At 42.5% G+C, this 15,022-nt stretch carries 13 protein-coding genes; 7 read left to right on the top strand and 6 right to left on the bottom strand.

The window, feature by feature from the left end; genetic code table 11:
- Positions 1-12: 12 nt before the first annotated feature.
- The 4 genes from crtW to ACE1CD_RS06750 all read right to left on the bottom strand — a co-directional run bounded on the left by crtW (position 13) and on the right by ACE1CD_RS06750 (position 5,804).
- Positions 13-777 carry a beta-carotene ketolase CrtW gene (crtW, locus tag ACE1CD_RS06735; RefSeq protein ID WP_374822613.1) on the bottom strand — a complete coding sequence of 255 codons (765 nt, stop codon included), beginning with the start codon at positions 775-777 and terminating at the stop codon, positions 13-15.
- 472 nt (positions 778-1,249) lie between these two features.
- A complete protein-coding gene (psaB, locus tag ACE1CD_RS06740) occupies positions 1,250-3,478 on the bottom strand; it encodes a photosystem I core protein PsaB (protein WP_374822616.1) in 2,229 nt (742 codons plus the stop codon).
- 866 nt (positions 3,479-4,344) lie between these two features.
- Positions 4,345-4,596 carry a hypothetical protein gene (locus tag ACE1CD_RS06745; RefSeq protein WP_374822618.1) on the bottom strand — a complete coding sequence of 84 codons (252 nt, stop codon included), beginning with the start codon at positions 4,594-4,596 and terminating at the stop codon, positions 4,345-4,347.
- An 893-nt stretch (positions 4,597-5,489) separates the two neighbouring features.
- Positions 5,490-5,804, bottom strand: coding sequence for a hypothetical protein (locus tag ACE1CD_RS06750; RefSeq protein WP_374822621.1), 315 nt, complete (start codon positions 5,802-5,804; stop codon positions 5,490-5,492).
- Between the two features lie 133 nt (positions 5,805-5,937).
- Here ACE1CD_RS06750 and ACE1CD_RS06755 point away from each other — a divergent pair, with 133 nt between their 5' ends.
- A complete protein-coding gene (locus tag ACE1CD_RS06755) occupies positions 5,938-6,114 on the top strand; it encodes a hypothetical protein (protein WP_374822624.1) in 177 nt (58 codons plus the stop codon).
- Between the two features lie 104 nt (positions 6,115-6,218).
- Entirely contained in the window at positions 6,219-7,451 is a 1,233-nt protein-coding gene (locus ACE1CD_RS06760; RefSeq protein ID WP_374795390.1) for a zinc ribbon domain-containing protein, read from the top strand.
- A gap of 14 nt (positions 7,452-7,465) precedes the next feature.
- On the opposite strand, the gene ACE1CD_RS06765 is transcribed toward ACE1CD_RS06760, so the two are convergent.
- Positions 7,466-8,158: a response regulator gene (locus ACE1CD_RS06765; RefSeq protein ID WP_374822627.1), complete on the bottom strand. Its 693-nt coding sequence runs from the start codon at positions 8,156-8,158 to the stop codon at positions 7,466-7,468.
- A gap of 1 nt (position 8,159) precedes the next feature.
- Positions 8,160-9,248 carry a sensor histidine kinase gene (locus ACE1CD_RS06770; RefSeq protein ID WP_374822630.1) on the bottom strand — a complete coding sequence of 363 codons (1,089 nt, stop codon included), beginning with the start codon at positions 9,246-9,248 and terminating at the stop codon, positions 8,160-8,162.
- A 263-nt stretch (positions 9,249-9,511) separates the two neighbouring features.
- Between ACE1CD_RS06770 and ACE1CD_RS06775 the strand changes: the two genes are divergently transcribed.
- From ACE1CD_RS06775 to kdpC, 5 genes are all read left to right on the top strand, one after another.
- Positions 9,512-9,634, top strand: coding sequence for a hypothetical protein (locus ACE1CD_RS06775; RefSeq protein WP_374795386.1), 123 nt, complete (start codon positions 9,512-9,514; stop codon positions 9,632-9,634).
- Positions 9,635-9,907: 273 nt separating this feature from the next.
- Positions 9,908-11,653, top strand: a complete 1,746-nt coding sequence (gene kdpA / locus ACE1CD_RS06780; RefSeq protein WP_374822633.1) for a potassium-transporting ATPase subunit KdpA — start codon at positions 9,908-9,910, stop codon at positions 11,651-11,653.
- Positions 11,654-11,719: 66 nt separating this feature from the next.
- Positions 11,720-13,855, top strand: coding sequence for a potassium-transporting ATPase subunit KdpB (gene kdpB, locus ACE1CD_RS06785; RefSeq protein WP_374822636.1), 2,136 nt, complete (start codon positions 11,720-11,722; stop codon positions 13,853-13,855).
- A gap of 201 nt (positions 13,856-14,056) precedes the next feature.
- Complete coding sequence (locus tag ACE1CD_RS06790; RefSeq protein WP_374822639.1) at positions 14,057-14,338, top strand: potassium-transporting ATPase subunit F; 282 nt, start codon at positions 14,057-14,059, stop codon at positions 14,336-14,338.
- Positions 14,338-14,982 carry a K(+)-transporting ATPase subunit C gene (gene kdpC / locus ACE1CD_RS06795; protein WP_374822642.1) on the top strand — a complete coding sequence of 215 codons (645 nt, stop codon included), beginning with the start codon at positions 14,338-14,340 and terminating at the stop codon, positions 14,980-14,982. The genes ACE1CD_RS06790 and kdpC overlap by 1 nt, the downstream gene beginning before the upstream one ends.
- The last annotated feature ends 40 nt before the right edge of the window (positions 14,983-15,022 follow it).

Raw genomic sequence — 15,022 nt, forward strand, 5'->3', positions numbered from 1 at the left:
TGGAAAATTTTTCTATTTCTTCGTGCTGTAAGCCTCTGGTAACTTCCACCAAGGGAGATGAGGATATTCATGATGTTCTTCATGGTAGCCAAAGTGATAGCAGGCGATAAATGACCAGAAAACTGGGAGTGGGTTAGTTTGCGCTCGATGACAATTAGTGTATCCTCCTTCTGGTTCGCGGTGGGGTAGGAAAGTGCCAAAGTAAAACAATTGTAATGAACTCAATAAGGGGGGTATAACCCAAAATAAGATTAGATTGATTGCGGATATATGGAATACATAGTCGATCGAATAAAATAGCGACATCAAGCCGATAAGTTGCTTCCAATTACAATAGCTTCTCATAAATTTAAAATACCAAACAAAGAGATGATCGGATGCTTCATCGTGGAAATCAGGGTCGAGTTCGCTGGCAGGGTTGTGGTGGTGTAAACTATGCTTTTTGACTAATTGTTTATAATTAAATAGCGCATAAGCTAATAGGCACAATGAACCTATAAAGTTGTTAATTTTGGGGTTGATTGGAAAAACTACCCCGTGCATAGCATCGTGAGCAGTAATAAATAATCCTGTATATATAAAGGTTTGCCAAACTACGCCAAGCAATATCCACAAAAAATTAACTTGCGATAAGTTGAAATGAAGTAAAAAGGTGAGGCTAATAGCCCAGACAATCATAATAACAAAAGCAATTATTATACTATACAATGCCTGCTTTGATAGGTTTGTTGAGTGAAAATATCTCGAATTAAAAGAAATTTGTTGCGATTGAAACACGCTATTACTCCACCTATCGTTGAATTGAAATTTACTATTCCAGGCAGAAATTTTTAGCTATCCTTGCTTACCGAAAGAAGGAGAGTAGCTATAAAAATAATGCTTTAAGGGTTAGTATTTGCTTTTAAAGCTGGGCGCTATGCGCGAGCAAAATACGATCGCTTTTTTTATAGTAACTATCCAAAACCTAATAAATATCTGCCTTGAGTTTTAAAGAAGCTTTATTTCTAAAGAACGATATTAGGGAAGGGTATATCGTTATTAAAGATACATGATTAGTTTCTTACTGCCAGAAGACAAACAGCTATAAACGGAGGTTTCCCTTAAGAAAAACCTCCGTCTAGAATCAGATTTTCATTTATCCACTGTGCTTTAGTGCAGCTAGAAACCGGGTTTCTGAGTCGATCGTTCACGGTGAAACCTACCATTTTTCGTAGAAACCCGGTTTCTTTGCGTGAACCCGTGAATAAGCTCAGCCAAATTTACCGGCAGTTGAAGCAATGAGGAATGCTGCATAGGTGAGGATATAGCCAACTGTAAAGTGGACTAAACCCACCAACCAACCCTGAACGATCGACAGCGCTACAGGCTTATCTTTCCAGCGGACTAAGTTGGCCAAAGGCGTGCGTTCGTGTGCCCAAACTAGGCATTCGATTAACTCTTGCCAATAACCGCGCCAAGAAATCAGGAACATAAACCCGGTAGCCCAAACCAGATGTCCGAATAGGAACATCCAAGACCAGACTGACAGGTTGCTGGTGCCGTAGGGGTTGTAGCCGTTAATCAGTTGAGCGGAATACAGCCACAGGTAGTCGCGCAGCCAGCCCATGATATAAGTAGAAGACTCATTGAACTGAGCCACATTGCCTTGCCAAATACCCAGATGCTTCCAGTGGAAGTAGAAGGTTACCCAACCAAGGGTGTTCAGCATCCAGAAAAAGCCGAGGTAAAAAGACTGTTCCCAAGCAGAAGTTTGACAGGTGCCGCCCCGACCTGGGCCATCGCAGGGGAAAACGAAACCGAAGTCTTTTTTATCGGGAAACAGTTTTGTACCCCGTGCATCTAAGGCACCCTTGACGCAAATCAGGGTAGTGGTGTGCAGACCGAGTGCGATCGCATGGTGAACCAAGAAATCGCCTGGGCCAATGGTCAGAAACAGAGAGTTAGTACCGTTGTTAATCGCATCCAGCCATCCCGGTAACCAAACGTTGCCGTGGTTGGGCCAAGCGGTGGCAGCGATGCTATCCGGATTGGACAGCAGTGTATCTAAGCCGTACAGCAGTTTACCGTGAGCGGACTGAATGAACTGGGCAAATACCGGTTCGATCAGGATTTGCTTTTCTGGAGTGCCAAAAGCTACCACCACATCATTGTGAACGTACAAGCCGAGAGTGTGGAAGCCAAGGAATAAAGAAACCCACGATAAGTGAGCGATAATCGCTTCTTTGTGTTGCAACACCCGATGCAGCACGTTACCTTTGTTCTGTTCGGGGTCGTAGTCCCGAATCCAGAAAATGGCAGCGTGAGCGAACGCACCGATCATCAGGAAGCCTGCAATGTACTGGTGGTGGGTGTATAGCGCCGCTTGGGTGGTGAAGTCCTGCCCGATAAAAGCATAAGGCGGCATCGAGTACATATGCTGCGCTACCAAAGAGGCGGCAACTCCCAAAGCAGCTAGGTGAATTCCTAATTGGAAGTGCAGGGAGTTGTTGTAGGTGTCGTACAATCCTTGGTGCGGTAGGTTGAACTGCCCTTCGGTTGGTACGCCAAAGAAATTCTTGGAGTTGAGCATCTCTTTGATGCTGTGACCGATGCCGAAGTTAGTCCGGTACATATGACCGGCGATGATGAAAATGACTGCGATCGCTAAGTGGTGGTGTGCCATATCCGTCAGCCACAAAGATTGGGTCTGAGGATGGAAACCACCCAAAAATGTCAAAATTGCAGTCCCTGCACCTTCTGATGTCGAAAAAATATGCCCAGCCGTATCGGGATTTTGGGCATAAACGCCCCAGTTTCCAGTAAAGAATGGCCGCAATCCCTCTGGGTGAGGCATCATTCTTAGGAAATTGCCCCAATTGACATCCACACCGCGAGATTCGGGAATGGCAACGTGAACTAAGTGACCCGTCCAAGCTAAAGAACTGACCCCAAACAAACCTGCCAAGTGGTGGTTCAGTCGAGGTTCGGCACTCTTAAACCAAGACAAGCTGGGACGGAAGTTTGGCTGTAGGTGCAGCCAACCGGCGAACAAGAAAAGCGCAGCCAGCAACAAGAGGAACACTGCGCCCTGGTACAGGTCGTTGTTCGTCCGCATACCGATGGTATACCACCAGTGGTAAATACCAGAGTATGTGATGTTGACGGGATAGTTTGCACCGGCTTGGGTGTAGGCATCTACTGCTGCGGCACCGAATTGCGGGTCCCAAATCGCATGAGCGATCGGACGCACATTCAGCGGGTCTTTAATCCACGCCGGGAAGTTACCTTGCCAAGCGACGTGGAACAGCAATCCTGAAGTCCACAAGAAAATGATTGCCACATGACCGAAGTGAGAGGCAAAAATCTTTTGATAAAGACCTTCCTCTGTCATGCCATCATGGCTTTCAAAATCGTGAGCCTGAGCAATCCCGTACCAGATGCGACGTGTTGTCGGGTCTTGAGCGAGATCCTGGCTATATTTTGGGAATTTCGTCGCCATGTATTTTACTTACATCCTTCATTTAGCTAATCGAAGTTGCTAACCTGTGCAGCTAGCAATCTCTGCAATTGAGTTAAGTTCTGCAAGCATTACGTCGGAATCAAACCGCACAACAAAGCTTAGCGAAATAATTTAAAGACGCTAAATTCTGCCTATTCAATGCTTGCAATTGGCTACGAAATAGGTCTATAGAAGTAATAATTTACGGTTTAATCATACGTTTAACTTCCAACTATAGAAGTACTTAACCGTTAAGTTTTTTTGTAGCGCTGAATACGCTCGCGTTGTCATAGCTATTTTCAAAGGTTGATATTAATTTAACTTGTAGTTATGGATACTCTTTTCTAGGAGCGATCGGCTGATTTGTGCGATCGCACAGAGCGAACCAAGCTTAAATTTTATCTTTTAAGGCTATTTCTGGATTAAAATGACTTTTTAAGTCTTTAATCTAAAAAAGATCGGCACTTCTCCCTGATTTAATCGTTTTTTCGTCTTTTCATGCTACCGCTACAGCAGAGCGATCGTAATTTTTTAACGTAGAAAGTTTCTCTACCTATCGAAGGATGAACTAATAAATTAAGACTGCAAATATGCTTATTTAACGGGAATTTAGTTGCCAAGCGCTCTATGAGAATCAATCCTCCAGAGCGCTTTGTCTATTAATCAAACCCTTAACTGAAACCCAAACTTCTTTCGTAATTACGCAAGGGCATACGCAATAAATGCAAACCCTCGGCGTAGTACCGAAGGTTTTATCTCGCAATATTGTGTTGTGCATTTTTATGCTCAATTTGATAGTGCTATGGTTAAATAGCACTTCACCGTAGCATTAGCACTAAAGTAAGTATTTTTTTACAGACTTTAGCCTAAGCGATCGGATTAATTTTGAGCATCGAAGAATTTGCTTGTCCGAACTTTTGAAGATGCGTTTGCACTTCCAGCGGAAGCTGATTTAAAGCCCTTCCCTGCCATCCTTCATTGGCTTGATATTGCAGGAGTCCGCAGTAGGTGTCTCCTTTGTGGATGTGCCACCCAAAGTTTGCTCGAATTATGTCATAGCCAACCAAAGCTTCAGCTAAGTAGCTGTCAATTGAATCGAGGTTATGTTGCAGTTGCATAGTCTTTACCAATTTGATTTCCGTTTAGAAATAACAGGTTTTTGTGGTTTATAATTAAATAATATTCTTTCGGCAAGCTACTTGCTCACCTTCTTTGGAGTTATTTGGTACTCACTAAAGAGGTAGATTAATGATAAAGTTAAATGGTAATTTTAGATACTTTAATTACGCCTCAAGGCACATAAATTTTTGGATTCGCAAACACAGATTAGCTTAACTCTGGAACCATTCTTTAGATAGAGGGTGGCTAAAGTCTTAGCAAATATACTTTAAAGTGAAAACAATAATACTGAAATTATAACCTAATTATAAAACAGGTGGTTTTCCTAAAGCAGATGCGATCGCAAAAAAGCGTTTACAGTTGAGGATGATGGTGGGTGACGGCACGGGAAATTAATTATTGGTTGAAAGGGCTCTGGGAATAATCAGAATAGTCAGAGCAGTTAATCGCCTCTTCAGTTAAAGCAATCTTAGGATGTACGGGACATTTAAGTACATAGTTACCTGTGAAGAACTGGCATTTTGAGCATGGAATTTGATGCAATCGCTTGACGGTTGTAATTCCTTTGTTAGCCGCCGAACTAATGTTAAATATAAATAAAAATATTAGTAGCCAAGTTGTTGCACACAAGAAAATTTGGCCAGTATTCTGGGAAGCATACGTTAGAAGATCGAGTATTTGAGACATAGCTTTTTGATAACTACCTTGCTTTTGCCGATAGTTTCAAAGGTAGCTAATATAATTTTTGCTCCCGTCTAACTGAAGGATGGGTTTATTTTTAAACAAAAGTGCGATCGCAAATACAAATAAACTTAATTTGTGACCGTAAATACAAAAAACTGGAGTAGTTTAGCGATCTCCAGTAATCCAATCCAAAAATAAATCGATCGAGCTAATCTGCCTTCTCAAACTTATCAAACAGTTCTAACAAACCAACCGTACCCACAAAAAAAGTATAAATACCATATTCGAGCGGCATCTTGTTTTTGGAAGGCGCATAAAAAGCTGCGATTACTGCCTCAATTAAATGGGCGACAACGGCAAATCGTTCAAGCAAGAAAATCGGGTTGAGGCTGGTCGGTATCTCAATATTAGTTAGTGTAGCATAAATATGCCAAATTTCCAATGCGATCGCACCGGTTATCAGCACTGTAGATATAACTTTGATCGCATCGGAAATTTTTTTATTAAAGAACTGTAATTTCATGCTCAAGACCAATAATTTTGCGTTAACTTCGTGACCGAATTTTAGATTTTACATTTGGAATTGCATAATTCCGGATGCGAAATCTCAAAAGGTTGACAAAAAAACTGATAAAATATCAGCGTAGCTATGTTCTATGGAAAGAGGTTGGTGTGTCCATAGGTCAGAATGGAATTGGACAGCTTTTGTTAAAATTGATGTTTGGCTTCCCGATCGGGGACGAAAAACTACGATTATACTCTACCATAGACTGGCCAGCCGAGAGCGATCGCGTCGCGTCTTCCTCCGCAACGTATCGCTGACGACAACCTGACCCAATCTATCCATCTTTGCGATCGCACAGGAGCGCGGCTTCATTAAGGTTCGGAATAATTTGGCATTGGTAGTTAAAGCTTAATCAATTATTGAGGTATCCTTATGTTATCGTTTTTTAGAAGAATTAGCAACAAATTTGTTGAAAAATTAACTAATATCCGTCACGAACCCATCAATAAAACTAGCTTAATTATTCTCATATTAATTGATATATTTGTGCTGTTTAATGTCTTTAGCGGCTTAAATAGCATTTCCCAATGGCCACTTGCCCCATATGAAGAGTTTCCCTGCTTTGAATCTTATCAAAATTACCAAACAGCAGAGAAGAAAGAAACTTTTGCATTTAAAGTTGCCACGATTCAAAATCGGATCGAACAAAATAAACAATCTCCACTTCCTTCTGTTGACAATTCCAACAGGTTGGGTCAAGTTTCCAATCTATGTACAAATCATACTCGTTTATCCAAAGCAGTTAACACTCCAGAAACTGTCCGATTAAAAACCAGTATCGATCGCCTGCGAAACGAAATCTCCTCTTCGCAACAAGAAATCCAAACTCTGCAAAGGCAATACAATTCTACTTTACTGGAAAAAATTGCAGGTCAACCGACCGAAAAATCAATCAATAAAGTTAATGCCGATCGCATCAAATCGGAGATCGATCGCAATCAGCAGCAAATCGCCGATAAAGAAAAGCAAATCGTCGCGCAGCAAACTCAATTAATTCAAAATCCGGCTGCTGACGCTTATCTCAAACTTCTCAGTAATACTCCTGAATATGAGACACTCAAAAAAGCTTATTCAACCGCCGATTTTTGGTATCCCAATAAACAATTACTATTACAAGTTTTATTTCTCTTACCGTTAATTGCCATAGCTTACATTTGGCATTCTACAGCCATCCGCAAAAATCTAGGCTTACAAAGCCTACTGAGTTGGCATTTACTCGCCATATTCTGTATTCCTTTAATAATTAAGTTTTTTGAATTCATCCAATTTGGCAATCTTGTCCGTGTAGCGATCGAACTAATTGTTAAGCTGTTCGGCGGCTTGGTATTTATTGCCAGCTATGCCTTTATCCTGATTATACCTTTGTTGGGGTTTGGTTTAATTAAACTGCTGCAAATCTGGGTTTTTAATCCCCGCGTTCAAGCGAAAAAGAGAATCCAAAAAGTGCGTTGCATTAATTGTAACTCAAAACTTCGCCTCAGCGATGAATTTTGTCCCTATTGCGGTTACGATCAGTATATCGATTGCTCAAATTGCCACCAAAAAGCTTATAAATATAGCAATTTTTGTAGCCAATGCGGTCACAAAATCGAGAGCGATCGATAATCTTTCTATATTGCTTATTCCGAACCGGGTAGCAAATCTGGAGCGATCGACTTATTTTGAATCGCTATGACAGCAGCTTGAGTGCGATCGCGCACGTCTAACTTTTGCAAGATCGAGTGAACGTGAACGCGCACCGTACCAGGAGTAATATACAGCATTTCGGCAATTTCCTGATTGGTTTTCCCAACGGCAATTAATGCCAAAATCTCTTGTTCTCTGCGGGTAAGAATCGAAGCAAATTTTTCAGATGAATTTTCCGATATAGTAGCAGTAGATTCCTTCTCAAAAGCAGCACGAATTTCGCTTGTAGCATTAGAATCCCACCAAGAAGCACCAGCAGCAACCGAACGAATTGCCAAAATTAACGTTTCCGACGGTACACCTTTTAAACAGTAACCTTGTGCGCCAACTTCAATAATTCGATTAATCAGAGATTTTTGCGTGTGCGATGTCAGTACCAAAATTGGTAAGTTGGAATATAATTGCCGCAGTTGGCGACAAGCCTCTATTCCACCAATTCCCGGTAATCCAATATCTAATACAACAATATCGAGAGAATGGCGTTTAGCCATTTCTACAGCAGTTTCCCCATCCTCAGCTTCTGCGATGACTTCAAAACCCGTCTCTTGCTGCAAGCGAACGCGCAAACCAAGGCGGAAGAGTTCATCATCCTCAACTAACAAAATTTTTAACGGTAGAGAAGACATTTTAGGCAGATTGGGAGAGATGGTGTGGGAAGGTAGGTAAGCGAAAGGCGAAAATTGCGCCAGTGGGATGACGGTTCTCTGCCCAAATTGTACCGCCGTGTGCTTCAATAATTTGACGAGATAGGTAAAGTCCCAATCCCGATCCTTTGGCTTGGCGATCGCTCTGTCCTTGGTAAAATCGTTCAAATAGATAGGGAAGCTCCTCAGCCCTCACTCCCGCCCCACTATCTATAATTTTAATTGTATGATGGGAAGTACCTGGCTCCATCACAACTTCCACTTTCCCACCGCGTACAGAGTGATTGATGGCATTGGTTAATAAATTAGCGAACACGCGCTGAAGTTGAAGAGAGTCGCCTTTGACCCATAAGAACTTGCGGAAATCGGATTCGCCGTAGTTAAAGGAAATGTGAACGCGACGACTGGCGGCTAAATCGGTTAGGGTAGTAGCAACTTCTTCGGCAATTTCTACTAGCTCGACAGTTGACCGATTCAAGTTTAATCCTTCAATATCGTTACGGTAAATATCTAGTAAGGTTTCCACCAGTTGCAGTGTTGTTTTGTGACTGCGAATCATGGTTGCCAAAACAGTTTGCTGAGTGGGTTGAACGATACCGAAACTTTCTTGTTGAAATGCCTTTAGCGTTTCAATTGCGCCTAACAGAGGAGTTTTTAGGTCGTGGGTAAGTGCGGAGGCAAAATCTTCGCGAACGCTGACGAGTTTTTCCTGTGCTTGCAGTTTGGCTTGCTGTTGCAACACGGTTTGTTGATAAAGCCGATTGCGATCGCTTAAAATTTCCGTAACTACCAGTGCGACGATCGCGATTAAACGACTTGCGATCGTAGAAGGTCTGACCGCTTCATTCTGTGGAAGCCAGATATTCAGCATCGTTAAGATACAAGCAACTACTGTAACAGTAAAAGTAGTTCTGCGGCTGAGACGGCTACTTGCCAGCAAAATCGGCCCTATATAGAGATAACCGAATACATAGTCCGATGGAGTGCTGTACTCCAGCAGTAGGACGATGGCAAATAGCGCGACAATCAACCAGAAGGTTCTCAAACGCCAATCTTTGGAATGAATAAACATTAGTCATTGGTCAGTGGTCAGCTATATCTAATCGTAGGGTGGGTTAGGCACGGGCGATAATTTCACCACATTCGATCGATAATTTAGTTCGCGTGCCGTAACCCACCGAGCGCACTCAACTGTAAGATTAACGAACATTTTTTTCATAAATCCGAAAGAGCCAAACTAATCACTAATGACTGTTGACCGAAAAAAGCGGTTTCAAGCCTCCCATTTCAATGGGAATCATCAAAAAATTTTGACGAATATTGTAAAGACGTTTCATGAAACGTCTCTACAATATTCAAGACCCAGCCAATCCTTTCATCCAAAATCCTCTCATCCAAAATCTGGTGACAGATAGGTGGGATGGCGGGTTACGGCACGGTAACTTAATTATGGCTTGACAATATTGAAATTATCGCCCGTGCCTAACCCACCCTACGATTGCTACGATTGCTTAACCTAAAGACAACCATTTAGGCGATCGTTTATATTTACCTATACTTACAGTTATAAAACACTCTAAACGCTCTAAACACTTGTATATCCAAAAGAATATACCGAGAATTAAAGATCCATTGCTTATAAATTTATACTTGTAAACATTGTCAAAACTGGGTAACTTAAAAATTGAAACCTTAAATCTTGGATTTCAAATTAAGATTCAAAATTGCCTTATGTTGCAAGGATGGATTCAGATTGCACTGACGCTACTAATTTTAGTAGCTATAACACCTTTTTTTGGCAGCTACATGGCTCGTGTCTTCCAAGATAGGAAAACCATCTTCGATCCGATTCTCAATCCGATCGAGACATTTATCTATTCCTTGGTAGGCGTGCGAACGAAAGAAGATATGACAGGTTGGCAGTATGCGAGAGCAATTGTGTACAGCAATATTGTCATGGGTATGTTCATCTTTTTCATTATTATGAATCAAGGATGGTTGCCATTTAACCCAACGGGCGTACCTGCACCAACTTGGGATACGGCGCTGCATACCACAATCTCTTTTATTACTAACACCAATCAGCAGCATTATTCGGGAGAAACTTATCTCAGCTATGGCAGCCAAATGTTAGCGCTGGGCTACCTTATGTTCACCTCAGCAGCTACGGGTTTGGCAGTAGGGATTGCTTTTATTAGAGGTTTGACAGGCAGACCGTTGGGTAATTTCTATGTAGATTTAATTCGCGCAATTACGCGGGTGTTACTGCCAATTAGTATCGTAGGCGCGATCGTTTTTATTATGGCTGGAATGCCTGAAACTTTGGCTGGCCCGATAGTAGTACCAACCTTAGAAAATCCGGCGATCGGTCAAGCGATCGCACGCGGCCCAGTAGCGCATTTCGAGATTATCAAAGAATTAGGTGAAAACGGTGGCGGTTTCTTTGCCATTAACGCAGCACACCCGTTTGAAAACCCGAATGGATTGACAAATTTAATTGAGCTTGTGGCGATGTTGTCTATTCCATCCTCGCTGATTTACACCTACGGTATTTACGCCAACAATATCAAGCAAGCGTGGTTGGTTTATTCAATTCCGTTGACAATTCTTGTCGCTTTCATCATCATTACAGCGATCGGAGAATACAACGGCAATCCCGCAGTTAACTCTTTGTTAGGCAGTCCAGCACCAAATTTAGAAGGAAAAGAAGTTCGGTTTGGTTGGGTGCAGTCAGCATTGTATGCAGTCTTCACCACTGCTACTATGTGCGGTGCTGTTAACAGTTTGCACGACTCTTTTATGCCCGATGGAGGATTTATTACTCTCTCCAATATGTTCCTCCAAATCGTGTTTGGCGGACAGGGAACGGGAACGGCATATTTGTTTGCTTACTTGTTGTTAGCAGTATTCGTTACCGGACTGATGGTTGGTCGGACACCAGAGTTTTTGGGAAGGAAAATTGAAAAGAACGAAGTCGTACTGGCAAGTTTTTTAATTCTGTTAGTTCACCCGATCGCTATTTTAATTCCCAGCGCGATCGCACTTGCTTTTCCCGACCAATTAGCAGGTATTAGCAACCCCGGTTTTCACGGTCTTTCGCAAGTAATTTACGAATATGCTTCCGCCGCAGCTAATAACGGTTCTGGGTTTGAAGGTTTGGGAGATTCGCAACCATCACCTTTTGCGATCGCTACAGGTACGCCAACAACTGTAACAGCATTGTGGTGGAACTTAAGCACTTGTTTCAGCTTATTAGCAGGGCGATATATTCCGATCGTAGCGTTACTATTACTAGCCGATAGTATGTCGCGCAAGCAAGCAGTTCCTTTCACTCCTGGCACATTGCGAACTGATACGGGATTGTTTACAGGTATCACGATGGGAGTGATTTTAATTATGGGCGCACTCACCTTTTTTCCGGTGCTGGCATTAGGCCCAATTGCAGAAGCTTTTCAAATTGGTAAAGGTATGGGGTAATAGGAAAATTTTTACCTATTATCTACTACCAAAAACTCATGAACGATGACTAATGACTATTAACTTATGGGAACCATAGATAAACGGCAAATTCGCGTACCTGGTGGCCCTCGCGACGAACGCAAACATACACCAAAAGTCGATCGCAGAGGAATTTACCAACGAGCAATTCGAGAATCATTTGTCAAACTCGACCCTCGAATTGTCGTTAAAAATCCAGTCATGTTCGTAGTTTGGCTGGGTACAATTGTCACTTTTTTAGTGACGATCGATCCCAATTTATTTGGTACGATCGCAGCAGATACCAACCAGCAACGATTGTTGAACGGGATTATTACCTTTATCCTGTTTTTTACCGTTCTATTTGCTAATTTTGCCGAAGCAGTTGCCGAAGGAAGAGGTAAAGCACAAGCTGACGCATTGCGATCGACTCGCACTGACACGATTGCCCGTAAATTACTTCCCAATGGTAAAATCGAAGAAATTAATTCAACCGAATTACGCCGAGGCGATTTAGTCAAAGTAGTTGCAGGCGATATGATTCCCGCCGATGGCGAAGTAACGCAAGGAATCGGTTCGGTTGATGAATCTGCGATTACCGGAGAATCTGCACCCGTATTGAAACAACCGGGAACTGATATTGCTAGTTCCGTTACTGGCGGAACGCGCTTACTTTCCGACGAATTAATCGTTCGGATTACTTCCGATCCAGGTCAAGGTTTTATCGATCGAATGATTGCTTTAGTCGAAGGTGCAGAACGAACTAAAACGCCGAATGAAATTGCTTTGACGGTATTGCTAGCAGTGCTGACTCAGGTATTCCTAATTGTAGTAGCTACCGTACCACCATTTGCCGGATACATTGCCAATTTTATTAGTATTGCCTTTGGTGTTGATGCGGGAAACAGTTTGCGAAGCGGTGCGAGTGTAGCGATATTAATTTCACTTTTAGTTGCTCTCATTCCTACCACAATTGGCGGTTTGCTAAGTGCGATCGGCATTGCAGGAATGGACAGAGTAGCGCAATTTAACGTAATTGCTACTTCTGGACGCGCTGTAGAAGCTTGCGGTGATGTCAACACTTTAGTATTAGATAAAACTGGCACGATTACGTTAGGAAATCGCTTAGCAGATGAATTTATTCCGACGAACGGACATTCGGTGCAGGAAGTAGGAAGTGTATGTCTTGCTGCAAGTATTTTCGATGAAACCCCTGAAGGTCGATCGATCGTGCGATTAGCAGAAAAGTTAGGTGCAAAGATAGATTTTGACACCAGTAAAGGCGAAGGTATCGAATTTTCTGCTCGTACTAGAATGAGCGGTACGGATATCAATGGAGAAGAATATCGCAAAGGTGCAGTAGAAGCGATTAAAGGTTTCGTGCGTTCGCGTGGCGGTCAAGTTCCTGCTGCTTTAGACCAAGCTTACGAACGAGTATCTCGCTTAGGAGGAACACCTTTAGCTGTTTGCAAAGGCAATGAAATTTACGGTGTAATTTACCTCAAAGATATCGTCAAACCTGGTTTGAGAGAGCGTTTCGATCAATTGCGACGAATGGGTGTAAAAACTATCATGCTGACTGGAGATAACCGCATTACTGCTTCCGTAATTGCCCAAGAAGCTGGAGTTGACGATTTCATTGCCGAAGCTACTCCTGAAGATAAAATCGATGTAATTCGCTCCGAACAATCGCAAGGCAAATTAGTAGCAATGACCGGAGATGGAACGAACGATGCACCAGCATTGGCGCAAGCAAACGTAGGTTTGGCAATGAATTCGGGAACGCAAGCGGCGAAAGAAGCTGCCAATATGGTAGATTTAGATTCCGATCCTACCAAATTGATCGATTTAGTCACGATCGGCAAACAATTACTAATAACTCGCGGCGCGTTAACTACATTCTCGATCGCCAACGATATCGCCAAGTATTTCGCCATTATTCCTACCATCTTCGCCGCCGCCGGAATAGGTGCATTAAACGTTATGGGATTGAAAAGCGCTCAATCTGCGATCGTTTCCGCATTAATTTATAACGCGCTGATCATTCCCGCCCTAATTCCTCTAGCATTACGAGGCGTACAATTCCGTCCTCTCACCGCCGATCAATTACTGCAACGCAACATTTTAATTTATGGCGTTGGCGGTATCATTGCTCCCTTCATTGCCATCAAAATAATCGATATCATCCTACCCCTTTCTTAACAATAATCAATCGTCAGTATTCACTTATTATATCATACCCGGTAAAATCCCTTTCTTATCTGCGTTCATCTGCGTTCATCTGCGTTCATCTGCTTACATCTGCGGTAAAAAATTCCCCCCCGATCTCCCACAGATAATCTTTCGCATACTACCCATCCCACCGGACATGATATTACTTGTTGTTTCCTCCTCCCTTTACCTATGAAACTTATTCACAAACAACGCTCGACTTTATTACCAAAAAATCCCATTCACTTACTTGAAGAAGCGCTCGAAATTTGGATGCAATGGCGCAGGCAAAAACTGCCGTTATACCTATTTCTAGGAATCAGCATTAACTTATTCATTGCGCCATTAGTTTATGCTGCTACAGATGGCGGATTATCCCGCCCTCAATCCTGGGCATTAGGATTGTTGGGATTGGGTACGATCGCAATTTCCATCTATTTATTTTTCGTTATGTTTGTACCGGAGAAGTTCTAATGAGTTTCGCAAGGGAAATAGGCAGAGCGATTCGTTCTACCCTGGTACTTTGGGTAATTACTGCCTTAATTTATCCGCTATTTACGATCGCTTTCGGGCAGATTGTTTTTCCTTTTCAAGCAAATGGTAGCATCCTTACTAACGATCGAGGTCAGCTAATTGGATCGGCTTTAATCGGTCAACCATTTACAAGCGATCGCTATTTCAACAGTCGTCCCAGCACCACCAACTATAGCACCGCCGATCCTACCAAAGATGAAGCAGGCGTGTTGAAAACAGGAGTTTCTGGTGCGAGTAATTTAGCACCAAGCAACCCTGCATTGCTCGATCGCATTCAAGGGAAAATCGATCCAGACCCCACAAAAAGCATTGAAGGGGATATTCCCAGATTGCAAAAAGCGGGAATTAAACCTACCGCCGATTTGATTTACACTTCCGGTTCTAGCCTCGATCCGCATATCACACCAGAAGCAGCTAAAGCGCAAATTTCCCGCATTGCAGCAACACGAAAACTAGACACCAATCAGTTAGAAATTTTAATTAATCAAAATACTGATGGGCGATGGTTGGGAATATTTGGCGAACCAGGTGTTAACGTACTAAAGCTAAATCTAGCTTTGGATAAACTCAAGTCTGCCAGTTAGTAAATATAATAAATACCAATTTAAAATGCAAACAATCGCT

The organism is Aerosakkonema sp. BLCC-F183, from assembly GCF_041929145.1.
Classification (GTDB): domain Bacteria; phylum Cyanobacteriota; class Cyanobacteriia; order Cyanobacteriales; family Aerosakkonemataceae; genus Aerosakkonema.

Excerpts from the sequence above, each read along its gene's own strand:
- psaB (WP_374822616.1), bottom strand. The coding sequence starts at position 3,478 with ATGGCGACGAAATTCCCAAAATATAGCCAGGATCTCGCTCAAGACCCG.
- ACE1CD_RS06745 (WP_374822618.1), bottom strand. The coding sequence starts at position 4,596 with ATGCAACTGCAACATAACCTCGATTCAATTGACAGCTACTTAGCTGAA.
- ACE1CD_RS06750 (WP_374822621.1), bottom strand. The coding sequence starts at position 5,804 with ATGAAATTACAGTTCTTTAATAAAAAAATTTCCGATGCGATCAAAGTT.
- ACE1CD_RS06755 (WP_374822624.1), top strand. The coding sequence starts at position 5,938 with ATGGAAAGAGGTTGGTGTGTCCATAGGTCAGAATGGAATTGGACAGCT.
- ACE1CD_RS06760 (WP_374795390.1), top strand. The coding sequence starts at position 6,219 with ATGTTATCGTTTTTTAGAAGAATTAGCAACAAATTTGTTGAAAAATTA.
- ACE1CD_RS06765 (WP_374822627.1), bottom strand. The coding sequence starts at position 8,158 with ATGTCTTCTCTACCGTTAAAAATTTTGTTAGTTGAGGATGATGAACTC.
- ACE1CD_RS06770 (WP_374822630.1), bottom strand. The coding sequence starts at position 9,248 with ATGTTTATTCATTCCAAAGATTGGCGTTTGAGAACCTTCTGGTTGATT.
- ACE1CD_RS06775 (WP_374795386.1), top strand. The coding sequence starts at position 9,512 with ATGAAACGTCTCTACAATATTCAAGACCCAGCCAATCCTTTCATCCAA.
- kdpA (WP_374822633.1), top strand. The coding sequence starts at position 9,908 with ATGTTGCAAGGATGGATTCAGATTGCACTGACGCTACTAATTTTAGTA.
- kdpB (WP_374822636.1), top strand. The coding sequence starts at position 11,720 with ATGGGAACCATAGATAAACGGCAAATTCGCGTACCTGGTGGCCCTCGC.
- ACE1CD_RS06790 (WP_374822639.1), top strand. The coding sequence starts at position 14,057 with ATGAAACTTATTCACAAACAACGCTCGACTTTATTACCAAAAAATCCC.
- kdpC (WP_374822642.1), top strand. The coding sequence starts at position 14,338 with ATGAGTTTCGCAAGGGAAATAGGCAGAGCGATTCGTTCTACCCTGGTA.